This window comes from Xylophilus sp. GOD-11R (assembly GCF_033546935.1).
Lineage (GTDB): Bacteria > Pseudomonadota > Gammaproteobacteria > Burkholderiales > Burkholderiaceae_C > Xylophilus.
In genome coordinates, this window is sequence record NZ_CP137854.1 from 3,477,087 (window position 1) to 3,490,784 (window position 13,698).

The window sequence follows — 13,698 nt, forward strand, 5'->3', positions numbered from 1 at the left end:
GCAGCCAGAAGTCAGAGATCAAAAAGTCTCCCAGTCATCATCCGACTGAGCCGCAGCAGCCGGCGCCGAAGCGGCCGCCTTCCGCGGAGCCCCCCCACCCAACTGCGGCGCAGCACCTCCACCGGAAGAGCTCGGCGAATGCCCCGCCCGCGCCTCCGAACCACCCCCCGCCACCGGCCGCTTGAAAGCAACCGAAGCCGGCGCCCCAGCCCGAGGCGCAGGTGCAGGCGCAGCAATCGCCGCATGCTTCACTGCGGCCGGCGCCGTATAAGCCCGCCCGACGGCCCCACCACCGCCAGCAAGCCGAAACACCGCCACCGCCTCGACCAACTGTTCGGCCTGCCCTTTCAGGCTGGCCGCAGCAGCCGCACTCTGCTCCACCAGCGCGGCGTTCTGCTGCGTCGCCTGGTCCATCTGCATGACCGCTTCCCCGACCTGCGCGACACCCGAGCTCTGCTCGACACTGGCCGCACTGATCTCCCCCATCAGGTCGGTCACCCGACGAATCGCCGACACCACCTCCTGCATGGTGGACCCCGCCTGGTCGACCAGCGAAGTCCCCTGCTCCACCCGCTCCACGCTGGTGCCGATCAAGCCCTTGATCTGCTTGGCCGCATCGGCGCTGCGCTGCGCCAGGCTGCGCACTTCCGAGGCCACCACCGCGAAACCGCGTCCCTGTTCGCCGGCCCGCGCGGCCTCGACCGCGGCGTTCAGCGCCAGGATGTTGGTCTGGAACGCGATGCCGTCGATCACGCTGATGATGTCGGCGATCTTGCGCGAGCTCTCGTTGATGCCCTTCATGGTGTCGACCACCCGCGCCACCACCTCGCCGCCCTCCACCGCCACGTTGGTCGCGCCCTGCGCCAGCTTGTTGGCCTGCTGCGCGTTGTCGGAGTTCTGCTTGACGGTGGAGCTCAGCTGCTCCATCGAGGCGGCGGTTTCCTCCAGCGCCGAGGCCTGCTGCTCGGTGCGACCCGACAGATCGTTGTTGCCCTGCGCGATCTCGGCGCTGGCCGTGGCCACGCCCTCGGCATTGGTGCGCACGCCGGCCACCACGCGGCCCAGGTTGGACTGCATCGCCTGCAGGGCATGCAGCACTTCGGACGCTTCGTCCTTGCCGGAGACGACGATGGTCTCGGTCAAATCTCCCTCGGCGATACGACGCGTGCTTTCCGATGCGCGCCGCAACGGGCCGACGATGGAACGCGTGAGCGTCACGGCCAGGAAGGCGCCGAGCAGCACCGCGACGACGCCGCAGCCGATCAGGAAATGCTGGCCCTGCTCGGCGTCGGCCTCGGCCGCCGCCAGCGCATTGGCATAACGCTTTTCCTGGCGCACCTGGAATTGCTGGATCGCGCCGATGTATGCATCGGACAAAGGCTTGAGCTGGCTGTCGAGCACCGCGCGCACGTCCTCGCCAGCAGCGCGTCGCTTCATCAGCTCCCCGCGCGGCGTGCGGTAGGCCTCACGGGCGCTGTCGATGGCCGCGATCATGGCCTTGCCCCCGGGAGTCTCGACGATCTTCACCAGCCGATCGCGCAAGGTGACCGTGACGGCGGAGGTGGCGTCCATGTCGCGCTGCAGCTCGGGGACGATGTCCGGTGATCCAAGCAGTGCCGCGCGGGTGCGCACGCCATTGAGTGTGACCGTGTTCAGCCACTGCGCCGCGATCTGCTGCTTCTCGTTGTCGACCGTGGCCAGTGCATGCATGCGGCTCGCCAACGAATTCAGCCGCCAGACGCCGGCGACGGCACTCAACACCAGGATCACCAGGATGACGGCGAAAGCGATCGCCAGGCGACTGCCGATCTTCAGGTTGCGGAATGCGTTCACTGGGGAGGTCTCCTTGCGGCAGGGTTCGGTAAGCAACTTTCGCAATGGTAACCATGCGATGCAACGTCGATCACCGTGACAGACCCGGGGCGCGGCAGGGATGTGCGTTGGGAACAACGGCGTTTGTTGTCACCCGTGTACGACTTGGTAAAGCGCATATGGCGGGTGCGCGGTGGGCCGTTTCGCATCTCAACGCCAGGACTGGCAGCCGATGCCGGGCGCAAACGCAACGCCTCTTCGTCACCGCCGAGTCTCCGGCGAATGTCGCGCGTGTACCGGTTTTGATATTTAGGTGTCGTACCCATGAAGACTATGTCGGTGAATCATGATTAATGATCAAAATGTATTCTTCTTGTAACGCCAACGTACGCCAATATTATTGAAAACGTATCGCCGCCGACATATTCACGATTAACGCTCGAACAGGCCGGATTTACTCCGATTAATCCCGCCGTGACCGCATCGGACCGCCGCCTAGCATTCATCCATCGTCAAACCAAACCCAAGGATGTGATCATGAGCAGCATCGGTTCGATATCCGGTATTTCACCCAATCCCTATACCCGCAGCAGCGCCACACGCACCGAAGGCGATTACGAAACCAACGCCCGCCTGTTCGGCCCGGTGGCCGCTAGCGCCATCGGCACGGCCGAAGCCGTGGGCTCCGGCGCCAGCTCGGTGGTGCAGTTCAGCGTCGAGGCCCTGCAAAAGGCGGGTGACGCCATCGAGTCCGGATACGACGCGGTGAAGAGCGGTGTCACCACGGTCGGCACCGGGGTTTCCGATCTGGCCAGCGCCAGCGCCGACCTGGCCGAGAGCGCCTACGACGGTGTGGCCCATGCGGTGGAAAGCGTGGCCGACGGCATCGGCGACGCGGCCAACGCGGTGACCGACACGGTGAGCTCGGCCCTGGGCACCGTCGGCCAGTACGCGGCGCTCGGCCTGGCGGCGAGCCGGCAGTTCATCAACACGGTGGTCTGAGGTGACCGGCGTGCCGCTGTCGCGACCCACGGTGCTGGCCGGCGCGATCACCGCGCTGGCGCTGTCCGGCTGCTCCGTCGTGGCGCCGGAGCCGGTATGGGAGCTGGCCAAGGCGACCGCCGGCGTGGTGAGCATGGCGGTGGCTTCCGCACCCAGCAAATCGAGCAACACGATCCGGCATTTCAACGGCGGCCTGAGCCACGTCTGCATTCGTTTCAACCCCGACACACAGGTGCCCGACATCGTGCCGGCCCTGCAGGCCGAGCTGCGCCTGCACAGCGTGGACAGCCGGGTGTACGACACCCAGGTGTCCGCCGAAACCTGCACCGTCTGGCTCAAGTACATGGCCCAGATCGACTGGGACACGCCACCCTTCGCCAGCGCCTACCAACCCTTCGTGCGACAGGCCTCGCTGTCGCTGCGCTCGGCCCAGGGCCAGGTGCTGTCGACCAGCCAATACCAGCTCGACGGCGGCTTCTCGGCCGGCAAATGGACGTCTACCCGCGAAAAACTCTCCCCGGTCGTCACCGCGCTGCTGACCGGCGTCGAAAGCACCACCACCACCACGGTCGCTGCAGTCCCCGCCATCCGACCCTAGAACCAGAACATGAAGAACACCGCCATCACCCTTCTGGCCAGCGCATGCGCCGTGCTTACCGGCTGCGCCTCCAGCGCCCCGAGCATCATGAACGGCCCGCTCGCCGCCATGCCCGCCGCCCAGCCGGCCTTCGTGGAGCGCGTCAACAACGGCGCCATCTACCAGCAGAACATGACCATGGCGGCGCTGTACAACGGCCGGCGCAAGCCGCGCTTCGTGGGCGACAGCCTGAAGGTCGACATCGCCGAGTCCTCGAGCGGCAGCAACACCGTGAAGACGGCCACCAGTCGCAAGAACGCGCTGGCCAGCAAGGGGCCGGGTACCGCCAGTTCCAGCAAGGGGCTGATCAACCAGATCATCAACCTGAACGCGACCGCCTCGGGCAGCGACTCCTACGACGGCAGCGGCGCCACCAGCAACGCCACGAGCTTCACGGGCCAGATCGCGGCCACCGTCATCAACGTGCTGCCCAACGGCAACCTGGTGATCGCCGGCGAACGCACCATGGCGATGAGCAACGGCGTGAACACGCTGCGCTTCTCCGGCATCGTCGACCCCAAGGATTTCACGCAGGGCAACGTGGTGGCGTCGACCGACGTGGTGAACGCGCGGCTGGAAGTGGCCGGCAAGGGCGATGTCTCCGAAGCAGGTTCGCGCAACTGGCTGCAGCGGGTGCTGACCAATTCGCTGTCGGTCTGGTGAGACGGCGGGCCGGCGCGATGCGCGGCATGATCGCGGGCGGCTCGCGCGCCGCCCGGGTGCGCCCGGCCCCTCATCGACCTTCATCGACCTTTTGCGGGAGAGCATCGCTTCATGAACACCGAGAACAAGTCCTGGCCCGCCGGCTGGCGCATCGAGCCCCGCGCGGCGGGTCCGGCCGCCGACATCGTCGACGCCTTCCGCGGCCTGCCCGCTGCCGCCATCGGCGATGCGATGAGCCGCAACGTCGGCACGCTCGGGCTTCGCCAGTACCACGCGAAGCTCGAAACCGTGCTCTGCGGCACCGCGTTCACCGTGCGGGTGCGGCCGGGCGACAACCTGATGATCCACAAGGCGCTGACGATGGTGCAGCCCGGCGACGTGCTGGTGATCGACGGCGGCGCCGACGTGTCGCAGGCGCTGGTCGGCGGGCTGATCCGCACCACCTGCGTGGCCAAGGGTCTGGCCGGGCTGGTGATCGACGGCGCGGTGCGCGACCTCTGCGAATGGGCCGAGGACGGCATGCCGATCTTCGCGCGCGGCCACACGCATCGCGGCCCGAGCAAGGACGGCCCGGGCGAGATCAACGTGCCGGTCTGCTGCGCCGGCATGGTGGTGCAACCGGGCGACCTGATCGTGGGCGATGCCGACGGCGTGATCGCGGTGCCGGCGGCGCAGGCCGCCGATGTGCTGGCCAGGACCCGCGCGCACCTGCAGAAGGAAGCCAGGACGCGCGAGGAGAACCGCACCGGCACGTCCGATCCGGAACGCTTCGACGCCCTGCTGCGCGCCAAGGGATTGCCGGTCTGAAGCCTGACCGGCCGGCGCGCTGTCTTCGTCAGCCCGCCGGAACGCCTTCGCCCCAGTACAGCCGCCCCGGGTTGTCGACCAGGATGCGCCGGCGCAGCGCTTCGTCCGGTGCCCAGCGCGCCAGCAGGTTGAGCAGCGCGGCGGTGTCGGGCATGTCCTGGTGCAGATTGACGTGGGGCCAATCGCTGCCCCACAGCACCCGGTCGGGCGCCGCCTCGATCAGCCGGCGGGCGAGCGGCGTGCTGTCTTCCAGGCGATCGGCCGGCAGGCCCATGCGGTAGGCGCCCGAGAGCTTGGCCCACCAGCCGTGGTCGCGCATGAGGATGCACAGGGCGTCGAGGCCGGCGCTGTGCAGGTCGTCCTGCGGACGCAGGTCGCCCATGTGGTCGACCACGCCCGGCACCGGCAGGCGGCGCATCAGCGGCATCAGGTCGGGCAGGTCGCGTGCGTGCATCAGAAACTGCATGTGCCAGCCGAGCGGCGCGATGCGTTCGGCCAGCTTCTCGACCTGGCCGTAGCCGACACCGCCCCGCAGCAGGGTGTTGATGCGCACGCCGCGCACGCCCGCCGCGTGCAGGGTCTCCAGCTCGGCCTGCGGGCAGTCCTGGTCGACGACGGAGATGCCGCGCAGGCGATCCGGATGGCGGCGCAGGGTCTCGAGCATGCAGCGGTTGTCGGTGCCGTAGGTGCTGATCTGCACCAACACGCCGCGCTGCAGGCCCAGGTTGTCGAGCATGGCGATATAGGCCGACTCGACCGCTGGCGGCGCGGTGTAGCTGCGGTCCTCGATCAGCGGATGCCGCTCGGCGTCGTCGCCGATGACATGGGCGTGCGTGTCGCAGGCGCCGGGCGGCACGATGAAGTCGACCTCGCCGAAGACGGGCAGCGGTGGAAGGCAGGAAGGCGATGGATACATGGGGTCAATTGGTACTGAGCTTGCCTTCGGCCTTATAGCGCAGCGCCTGCGTCTCCAGCGGCTGGATCACCTCCATGAAGTTGTCCGGCTCGGCCGTGAAGGCCACGCCGCCGAGCGCGGTGATCTTCTCCTGCACGTCCTTGCGGGCCATCACCTTGCGCAACGCCTTGCGCAGCGTGGCGGCCACCGAAGGCGGCAGGCCCGCGGGCGCCACGATGGCCGCCACCGTCGCCATGTCGGCGCCCTGCACACCCGATTCGCGCAGGGTCGGCACCGACTGCACGCCCGCGACCTTGTCTTGCGACAGCACCACCAGCGGCTTGAGCTTGCCGGAATCGAGGTAGCCCTTGGAGCTGGAGACCTGGTCCAGGATCGCATCGGTCTGGTTGCCGAGCACGCCCAGCAGCGCCGGGCCGGAGCCGTTGTACGGCACCATCTTGAAAGTGCACTTCATGGCCTCCTGCAGCCGGAGCAAGGCCATGTAGTTGACCGAGCCGATGCCGGCGATGCCCATGCTCACCGTGTCGGGATGGGCGCAGGCCTCGGCCTTCATCTGCGCGAAGCTCTTGAAGCGGCTGTCGGGTGGCACCTCGATCACCATCGGCACGGTGTTGATGCTGCCCACCAGCTCGAAGCTCTTGATCGAATAGGCCGCGTTGGTGATGTGCGGCGTCACGCTCAGCTCGGTGGTGGCGGTGGTCATGAGGTTGTAGCCGTCGGGCTTCATGCGGGCGACCTGCAACGCCGCCACCGATCCGCCCGCGCCGGGCTTGTTCTGCACGACCACCGCCACGCCCAATTCCTCGGCCAGGTAGGGCGCGATGTTGCGGGTGGTCACGTCGAGGTTGCCGCCGGCAGCGTAAGGCACCCAGAGCTGGATCGGCATCCTGGGAAAATCCTGGGCCATGGCCCCGGTGGCGCCCACGGCCACCAGGGGCGCCAGGGCGGCGATGCAGGCTTTGGCGAATCTCATTTCTTGTCTCCTCGTTGTAATGATGGGTGCTCAGTCGAGCGTGATCTTCTGGCGCTGGACGACGGCCCGGTAGACCGCAAATTCCTCGCGGATCTGGATGGCGAAGTCCGCCGCGCTGTTGCCGACGACGAAGGAGCCGGTGTCCTCGATGCGCTTCTTCACCGACGGGTCGGCCAGCACCTTCACCAGCGCGGTGTTGAGCGTGTCGACCACGTTGGCCGGCAGGCCCCTGGGGCCGACCACGCCGTAGAAGGCCATGCGGTTGAGCCCGGGCAGGCCGACCTCGGCGAAGGTCGGCACCTGGGGCAGCACCTCCAGCCGGCGCGGCGCCGCCACCACGATGGGCACCAGCTGGCCGCTCTTGATGAAGGGCAGCGCCGAAGGCAGCTGGTCGAGCGTCATGGCGACCTGGCCGGCCACGGTGTCGGTCAGCGCCGGGCCGGCCCCGCGATAGGGAATGTGGGTGATGAAGGTGCCGGTGCTGCCTTTGAACATCTCCATCATCAGATGCTGGATGCCGCCGGCGCCCGAGGACGAGAACGAATACTTGCCGGCCGATCGGCGCAGCTCGGCCACGAAGCCGGCGTAGTCGTGCGCGGGGAACGACCGGGTCACGGCGATGACGCTGGGCGTGGCCGCCAGGTTGGTGATCGGGGTGAAGTCGGTCAGCGGGCTGTAGGCCAGCCGGGGATTGACCGCCGGGTTGGTCGCCACCGTGGAGACGGTGGCGATGCCCAGCGAATAACCGTCGGCCGGCGCGCGCACCGTTTCCGTCGCGCCGATGCTGCCGCCACCGCCGCCACGGTTGTCCACCACCACCGGCTGGCCGAGCAGGCGCGCCAGCGGTTCGGCCACCACCCGCGCGACCACGTCGGTGGTGCCGCCCGGGGCGAAGGGCACCACCAGCCGGATCGGCCTGGCGGGATAGCTGCCCTCTGCGGCGGCCAGGCCCGGCAACGCCGGCGTTGCACACGCGGCGGCCCACAGGACCGCGCGTCGTCGATCGATCTGCATGCTTGTCTCCTCTTGGTTTTCTTGTCGGCCGGCGTCGTGCGAGTCGGCAGGCGGCGAATCGTAGGAAGCCCGGCCCCGCACGGCCAATGCCGAAAGTGCGGCGGGGTATAGCCTGGTGTTAAGGCCTGCGGGAAGCGACCGTGCCGGCGACCGGCCGGTCCGCGGGAAATCCCCGAGACCCTGGCCGGGTGCCGGGCGGGCGGCACGGTACGATGCGCGCCCGTCTCCGCAGTGAATGCGCCTGCTGCTTTCACCCGCATCTTCTATCGCCGCTCTCGCCGCTCCCGCCGTCATGCATCCCCAAGCCGCCACGCTCTGGAAAGGTCCGCCCTGGGCCCTCGCCTTCCTCCTGGCCGCATTGACGATGGTCGGGCCGTTCTCCATCGACACCTACATTCCCGCCTTCGCCGGCATCGCGCAGGCCCTGCACGCCACGCCGGTGCAGATGCAGCAGACGCTGTCGGCCTATCTCTTCGGCTTCGCCTTCATGAGCCTGTTCCACGGCGCGCTGTCGGACAGCTTCGGCCGCCGGCCGGTGGTGCTGTGGGGCATGGCCGCCTTCGCGGTGTCGTCGGCGGGATGCGCGCTGTCGCAAGGCGTGGAGCAATTGATCCTGTTCCGGGCACTGCAGGGGTTCTCGACCGGAGCGGGCATCGTGGTGTCGCGCGCCGTGGTGCGCGACCTGTTCGCGCCTGCGCAGGCGCAGCGGGTGATGAGCCAGATCACGCTCTACTTCGGCATCGCCCCGACCATCGCGCCCATCGTTGGCGGCGGCCTGCTGGTGCTGCTCGGCTGGCACAGCGTGTTCTGGTTCCTGGCGCTGGTCGGCGGAATGCTGTGGCTGGCGAGCTGGCGACTGCTGCCGGAGACGCTGCATCCGACGTTTCGCCAGCCCTTGCGCGTGCACCACCTGATGCACGGCTATCGCCAGCTCTGCGCCAGCCCGCGCTTCCTGCTGCTGGTGCTGGTCAGCGGCGTGCCGTTCAACGGCATGTTTCTCTACGTGATGTCCGCGCCCGCATGGCTGGGCGGCCACCTCCGGCTGGCGCCGACGCAGTTCTTCTGGCTGTTCCTGCTGATCATCGGCGGCATCATGTCCGGCGCCTGGCTCAGCGGCCGGCTGGCGGGCAAGGTGGCGCCGGTGGCGCAGATCAAGCTGGGCTTCACGGTCATGACCGCCGTGTCCTTGCTGAACCTGGCGGCCAATGCACTGTTCGAGCCGCAGGCCTGGTGGGCGCTACCGCCGGTCGGATTGTTCTCGCTGGGCTGGGCGCTGGTGTCGCCCGCCACCACGCTGCTGGTGCTCGACCTGTTTCCGCTGCGCCGCGGCATGGCCTCGTCGCTGCAGGCCAGTGCCGCCTCGGTGGCCAACGGCCTGGTGGCCGGCCTGCTGGCGCCGCTGGTGATGGATTCTCCGGTCGCGCTGGCTGCCGGCTCGATGGGGCTCATGGCCGTCGGCCTGCTCGCCTGGATCACGCTGCGGATGCGCTGGCCCGCCACCGGCCGCGACCTGCAGGAAGGCTGAAACGCCCCGCCGGCTCCCGACCTAGCTCCTGCGGCGGTCCGGCGCACCCGACTTGCCGTAGAAGCGGGCCTTCTCGTCGTACATGGCCTGGTCGGCGCGCAGCAGCATCGAGTCGATCTGGCTGCCCGACTGGCAACTGGCGATGCCGATCGACAGGCTCAGCTGCAGCCCGCGATCGCCGGCGTAGAACTGGTTGTTCATCTCCAGCAGGGTGTTGATGCGGTCCTTCATCTGCTCGGCGCCACGCTCCTCGACCCCGGGCATCAGCACCGCGAACTCGTCGCCGCCGATGCGTGCCGACACCGCCGGTGCATCGACCGCCTTGGTCAGTACCTCGCCGATGCGGCGCAGCAGGCTGTCGCCGGCGGCGTGGCCGAACTCGTCGTTGGCCTGCTTCAGCCCGTTCATGTCGATCACCAGCACCGACAGCGGCCACGGGCCCTTGCGCGCCAGCCGCGCCAGCTCCTCGGTGTAGAAGGTGCGGTTGCGCAGCTGGGTCAGCACGTCATGCTTGCCCAGGTATTCGAGATAGGCCTCGGCCTTCTTGCGTGCGGTGATGTCGACCAGCGACACCAGCACCAGGTCCCAGCGGTCGTGGTGGCCCTCCATCACCGCGAACTGCATGTGGATGTTGACCAGCTCGCCGGTCAGCGCGTAGTTGACCACCTCGCGTTGCTGCAGGGTCTTGCCGTCCCACAGCTCGCGCAGCTGCTCCGAGAACGACTCATGCATCTCGTCGCGGAAGATGCGGCCGGTGCCGCGCAGCAGTTCGTCCTTGCTGCGCGCGCCGAACATGCGCAGGGTTTCGTGGTTCACGTCCACCACGCGGATTTCCTGCATGCAGCGTGTGACGAATTCCGGGTGCACCTTGATGAAGGTGGCGAAGTCGCTGATGCCCTGCATGCGCGCTTCGTCGATCAGGCGCTTGACGCTGCTGAAGTCTTCGACCCAGAGCGACACCGGCGAATGCTCGAACAGGCTGCGGGCGTATTGCTCGCGGTCGGCGATGACGCGCTGCGCCTCGAAGCGGGCTGTGGTGTCTTCGAGCGACACCAGCACCCGGTCCCATTCGGCTTCATGACCGGGCAGGATGCGCGCGCGCACCTGCACGTCGAGTCGGCGGCCGTCGAGGGTGTAGTTGACCGTCTGGTTCTCGAAACCCATGGCGCCGCGCCAGAGCTGGCAGAGCTCGTCGATGACGCTGTCGGCCATGTCGCCGCGAAACACCTCGGACAGGCGCGCGACCAGCATCTCCTGCGTGCTGGCGCCGAAGAGCTGCAAGGTGCGCTGGTTCACGCGCAGCACCTGCAGGCTCGCCATGCAGGCATGGCGGCGGCTCGGGTCGGCTTCGAGCCAGGAGCGCAGGTCAGTCACGCCATCGGCGCGCCAGCCGTCGAGAATCCGTTTCAGGCCGCTGAAGTCCTCCAGCCAGAGTGACACCGGCGCCAGATCGAACATGGCTTCGAAATCGGCGGACGAGGACGAAAAAGTCAAAACACGGGCTCCCGGCAGAAAAAAACACAATCCCGGATTGTGCGCGAGAGTCATGGCGCCCATGAAAAAAGGGACAGCGGCAAGGCTGTCCCTTCTGAGGTGGCGCGACCCGGAGGATCAGCGCGCGGTACGCGGTGCGCGTGCGTCGCGCGGCTGGTAGGGGCGGCCCGCCGGAGCAGGACGGCCGGCACCGGCCGGAGCGCGCGGGGGACGGGCGTCGCCGCCACGGGCGCCGAAACCATCGGGACGACCACCGCCGAAGCCACCTTCGCGTCGGCCGCCGAAGTCATCGGAACGGCCACCGCCGAAGCCGCCGCCTTCCGGACGCGGACGCTGGTGCGGAGGACGAGCACCGAAGCCTTCGGAGCGACCACCCTGGTCGCCGAACGCCGGCTTGCGGGCGTAGCTGCGGGTTTCGCCACCACCGAAGCCACCACCCGGGCGGCCACCGCCACGCGGGCCACCACGGTCATTGCCACGCGGGCGTTCCGGCGTGAAGCGCTGCTGCGGCTCCAGGCCCGGAATGACGTCGGCCTTGAAGCTCTGGCGGCTGTAGCCTTCGATGTCGAAGATCTTGCGGCGATCGCGGAACTCGGCGAAGGTGACAGCCAGGCCGTCGCGACCGGCACGGCCGGTGCGGCCGATGCGGTGGGTGTAATCCTCGGCCTTCATCGGCAGGCCGAAGTTGAAGACGTGGGTGATGGTGGGCACGTCGATGCCGCGCGCGGCCACGTCGGTCGCCACCAGGATCTGCACCTGGCCGCTGCGCAGCGCCATCAGGCGGCGGTTGCGCAGGCCCTGGCTCAGGGCACCATGCAGCGCGACGGCGGAGAAGCCTTCCTGCTGCAGGTCGTTGGCCAAGCCGTCGCACTCGACTTGCGTGCTGGCGAAGACGATGGCCTGGTTGATGGTGGTGTCGCGCAGCCAGTGGTCGAGCATCTTGCGCTTGTGCTGGGCGTTGTCGGCCCAGAACAGCTTCTGCTCGATGTTGGCGTGCTTTTCCTGCGGCGACGCGATGGCGATGCGCTGCGGCTCGCGCATCACGCGGCTGGCCAGTTGCTGGATGCGCGGCGCGAAGGTGGCGCTGAACATCATGGTCTGCTGGCGGTCGGCGGTGAGCTGGTTGACTTCGGCGAGGTCGTCGGAGAAGCCCAGGTCGAGCATGCGGTCGGCTTCGTCGACGACCAGGAACTTCACCTGGTCGAGCTTGAGTTGCTGCGAGCGCTGCAGGTCGAGCAGGCGGCCGGGAGTGGCGACCACCAGGTTGGCGTTCTGCAGGCGAGCGATCTGCACCTGGTAGGGAATGCCGCCGACAACGTTGGCGATGCGCAGGCCACGGCAATGACGCACCAGGTCGATCGCGTCGTTGGCAACCTGCTGGGCGAGTTCACGCGTCGGGCAGAGGATCAGGGCGCCGGGAGTGGCGGCCTTGAAATGGCGCGGGTTGGTGGGGTCCTTGCGGCGAGCGCGCTTGGGCGCTTCTTCGCCGCGGGCGGCGGCTTCCTGCACCTGGCGCTCGAAATCGGCGCGTTCGCGAGCTTCGGCTTCTTCCTGGGCGCGCACCAGGGTGTGCAGCACGGGCAGCAGAAAGGCTGCGGTCTTGCCGCTGCCGGTCTGGCTGGAGACCATCAGATCGATGAAACGGCCGGCGCCTTCGGTGCCGGTGTCCATGGCGAGCGGAACGACCTTGGCCTGCACGGCCGTGGGTTCGTTGAAGCCGAGGTCGGCGACGGCCTGGACGAGTTGCGGGTGAAGGCCCAGCTTGGCGAAGCCTTCGCCGGTGGCGCGGACTTCTTCGGCGGCCGCTTCGGGCGCCGTGGATTCGACGGAATGGTCGATGGTGTTTTCCATGGAGATATTGGATTCGGCAGGCGCGAACGCGTCCTGCACGGCGAGCGTGTCGGTCATGAATAGCTTTCAAGCGCAAGCGCTGCAGGGCAATGGATGCCTGCAGGTGCTTCGCGGATGGTTGGCAAAAACATCAACCATCAAACGAAGCCTGCGCCACCTCCAGGGATTGAAGGCGAGGCGGGGGGCCAATTGATGCAGGAGCTCTTCTCTCAGGAAGAATCTTGCGTGGCCCGGTGCATGAAGGGAGATGCGGGAGTCAGCGCGGCGCCCCCATAAAGGAGCGATGTTTGGCGCAGCCGTGCATTATGGCACGCGCTGGGGTTTTCCCGCAAGGGCCCGCGTTCAGGAAGCGGCGGGAACCTGTAGGAAATGCTGGCGGTAGTGAGCCAGTTCCTCGATGGATTCGTGCACGTCGGCCAGCGCCGTGTGCTTCTGCGCCTTCTTGAACGATGTGCAGACCTCGGGCTTCCAGCGCTTGGCCAGTTCCTTCAGCGTGCTCACATCGACGTTGCGGTAATGGAAGAAGGCTTCGAGCTTGGGCATGTAGCGCACCAGGAAGCGCCGGTCCTGACCGATGCTGTTGCCGCACATCGGCGCGGTGCGCTTGGGCACGTACTGCGACAGGAAATCGATCAGCTGCTGTTCGGCGTCGGCCTCGGTCACCGTGGACGCCTTGACCCGGTCGATCAAGCCGCTGCGACCGTGCGTACCCTGGTTCCAGGCGTCCATCGCGGCCAGGGTGGCGTCGCTCTGGTGGATGGCGAACACCGGGCCTTCGACGCGCGGCTCCAGGTTGGGGCCGGTGACGACGACGGCGATTTCGATGATGCGGTCGGTATCGGGTTCCAGACCGGTCATTTCGCAGTCGAGCCAGACGAGGTTCTGGTCGGATTTGGCGAGGACCACGGGCGATGCGGGGGTGTTGGCTTCGGACATGGGGATGGATTGTCGCCCATGGCCTAAACTGCGCCGCCATGCAAGCCGTAACACCCCTGGACGCGTCC

12 protein-coding genes are annotated in these 13,698 nt (G+C 67.8%); 5 read left to right on the plus strand and 7 right to left on the minus strand.

All coding sequences use genetic code 11. The features are described from left to right. Positions 1 to 18: 18 nt before the first annotated feature. Positions 19 to 1,833 (minus strand): methyl-accepting chemotaxis protein, encoded by a 1,815-nt coding sequence (locus R9X41_RS16090; RefSeq protein WP_318631450.1) that lies wholly within the window; start codon positions 1,831 to 1,833, stop codon positions 19 to 21. A gap of 516 nt (positions 1,834 to 2,349) precedes the next feature. Between R9X41_RS16090 and R9X41_RS16095 the strand changes: the two genes are divergently transcribed. The 4 genes from R9X41_RS16095 (at position 2,350) to R9X41_RS16110 (ending at position 4,921) form a co-directional block, all read left to right on the plus strand. Then, complete coding sequence (locus R9X41_RS16095) at positions 2,350 to 2,814, plus strand: hypothetical protein (RefSeq protein WP_318631451.1); 465 nt, start codon at positions 2,350 to 2,352, stop codon at positions 2,812 to 2,814. A gap of 1 nt (position 2,815) precedes the next feature. Continuing rightward, positions 2,816 to 3,412 (plus strand): cell division protein FtsI, encoded by a 597-nt coding sequence (locus tag R9X41_RS16100; protein ID WP_318631452.1) that lies wholly within the window; start codon positions 2,816 to 2,818, stop codon positions 3,410 to 3,412. A 9-nt stretch (positions 3,413 to 3,421) separates the two neighbouring features. After that, positions 3,422 to 4,114: a flagellar basal body L-ring protein FlgH gene (locus R9X41_RS16105; protein ID WP_318631453.1), complete on the plus strand. Its 693-nt coding sequence runs from the start codon at positions 3,422 to 3,424 to the stop codon at positions 4,112 to 4,114. A gap of 111 nt (positions 4,115 to 4,225) precedes the next feature. Next, a complete protein-coding gene (locus tag R9X41_RS16110; protein WP_318631454.1) occupies positions 4,226 to 4,921 on the plus strand; it encodes an RraA family protein in 696 nt (231 codons plus the stop codon). Between the two features lie 28 nt (positions 4,922 to 4,949). Here R9X41_RS16110 and R9X41_RS16115 read toward each other — a convergent pair whose 3' ends face one another. The 3 genes from R9X41_RS16115 to R9X41_RS16125 are packed head-to-tail and all read right to left on the minus strand — an operon-like array spanning position 4,950 to position 7,824. Further along, a complete protein-coding gene (locus R9X41_RS16115) occupies positions 4,950 to 5,837 on the minus strand; it encodes an amidohydrolase family protein (RefSeq protein ID WP_318631455.1) in 888 nt (295 codons plus the stop codon). A gap of 4 nt (positions 5,838 to 5,841) precedes the next feature. Further along, positions 5,842 to 6,810, minus strand: a complete 969-nt coding sequence (locus R9X41_RS16120) for a Bug family tripartite tricarboxylate transporter substrate binding protein (RefSeq protein ID WP_318631456.1) — start codon at positions 6,808 to 6,810, stop codon at positions 5,842 to 5,844. A gap of 30 nt (positions 6,811 to 6,840) precedes the next feature. Continuing rightward, entirely contained in the window at positions 6,841 to 7,824 is a 984-nt protein-coding gene (locus R9X41_RS16125; RefSeq protein WP_318631457.1) for a tripartite tricarboxylate transporter substrate binding protein BugE, read from the minus strand. A 292-nt stretch (positions 7,825 to 8,116) separates the two neighbouring features. Here R9X41_RS16125 and R9X41_RS16130 point away from each other — a divergent pair, with 292 nt between their 5' ends. Then, positions 8,117 to 9,349 (plus strand): multidrug effflux MFS transporter, encoded by a 1,233-nt coding sequence (locus R9X41_RS16130; protein ID WP_318631458.1) that lies wholly within the window; start codon positions 8,117 to 8,119, stop codon positions 9,347 to 9,349. 21 nt (positions 9,350 to 9,370) lie between these two features. Here R9X41_RS16130 and R9X41_RS16135 read toward each other — a convergent pair whose 3' ends face one another. The 3 genes from R9X41_RS16135 to orn all read right to left on the minus strand — a co-directional run bounded on the left by R9X41_RS16135 (position 9,371) and on the right by orn (position 13,630). Then, a complete protein-coding gene (locus R9X41_RS16135; RefSeq protein WP_318635257.1) occupies positions 9,371 to 10,807 on the minus strand; it encodes a sensor domain-containing diguanylate cyclase in 1,437 nt (478 codons plus the stop codon). A 153-nt stretch (positions 10,808 to 10,960) separates the two neighbouring features. Then, positions 10,961 to 12,751, minus strand: coding sequence for a DEAD/DEAH box helicase (locus R9X41_RS16140; protein WP_318631459.1), 1,791 nt, complete (start codon positions 12,749 to 12,751; stop codon positions 10,961 to 10,963). Between the two features lie 285 nt (positions 12,752 to 13,036). After that, a complete protein-coding gene (gene orn / locus R9X41_RS16145) occupies positions 13,037 to 13,630 on the minus strand; it encodes an oligoribonuclease (protein ID WP_318631460.1) in 594 nt (197 codons plus the stop codon). Positions 13,631 to 13,698: the final 68 nt, after the last annotated feature.

What these genes read in the sequence shown, in the direction of transcription:
- R9X41_RS16095 (WP_318631451.1), top strand. Translation starts at nt 2,350, where the DNA reads ATGAGCAGCATCGGTTCGATATCCGGTATTTCACCCAATCCCTATACC.
- R9X41_RS16105 (WP_318631453.1), top strand. Translation starts at nt 3,422, where the DNA reads ATGAAGAACACCGCCATCACCCTTCTGGCCAGCGCATGCGCCGTGCTT.
- R9X41_RS16110 (WP_318631454.1), top strand. Translation starts at nt 4,226, where the DNA reads ATGAACACCGAGAACAAGTCCTGGCCCGCCGGCTGGCGCATCGAGCCC.
- R9X41_RS16115 (WP_318631455.1), bottom strand. Translation starts at nt 5,837, where the DNA reads ATGTATCCATCGCCTTCCTGCCTTCCACCGCTGCCCGTCTTCGGCGAG.
- R9X41_RS16120 (WP_318631456.1), bottom strand. Translation starts at nt 6,810, where the DNA reads ATGAGATTCGCCAAAGCCTGCATCGCCGCCCTGGCGCCCCTGGTGGCC.
- R9X41_RS16125 (WP_318631457.1), bottom strand. Translation starts at nt 7,824, where the DNA reads ATGCAGATCGATCGACGACGCGCGGTCCTGTGGGCCGCCGCGTGTGCA.
- R9X41_RS16130 (WP_318631458.1), top strand. Translation starts at nt 8,117, where the DNA reads ATGCATCCCCAAGCCGCCACGCTCTGGAAAGGTCCGCCCTGGGCCCTC.
- R9X41_RS16135 (WP_318635257.1), bottom strand. Translation starts at nt 10,807, where the DNA reads ATGTTCGATCTGGCGCCGGTGTCACTCTGGCTGGAGGACTTCAGCGGC.
- R9X41_RS16140 (WP_318631459.1), bottom strand. Translation starts at nt 12,751, where the DNA reads ATGACCGACACGCTCGCCGTGCAGGACGCGTTCGCGCCTGCCGAATCC.
- orn (WP_318631460.1), bottom strand. Translation starts at nt 13,630, where the DNA reads ATGTCCGAAGCCAACACCCCCGCATCGCCCGTGGTCCTCGCCAAATCC.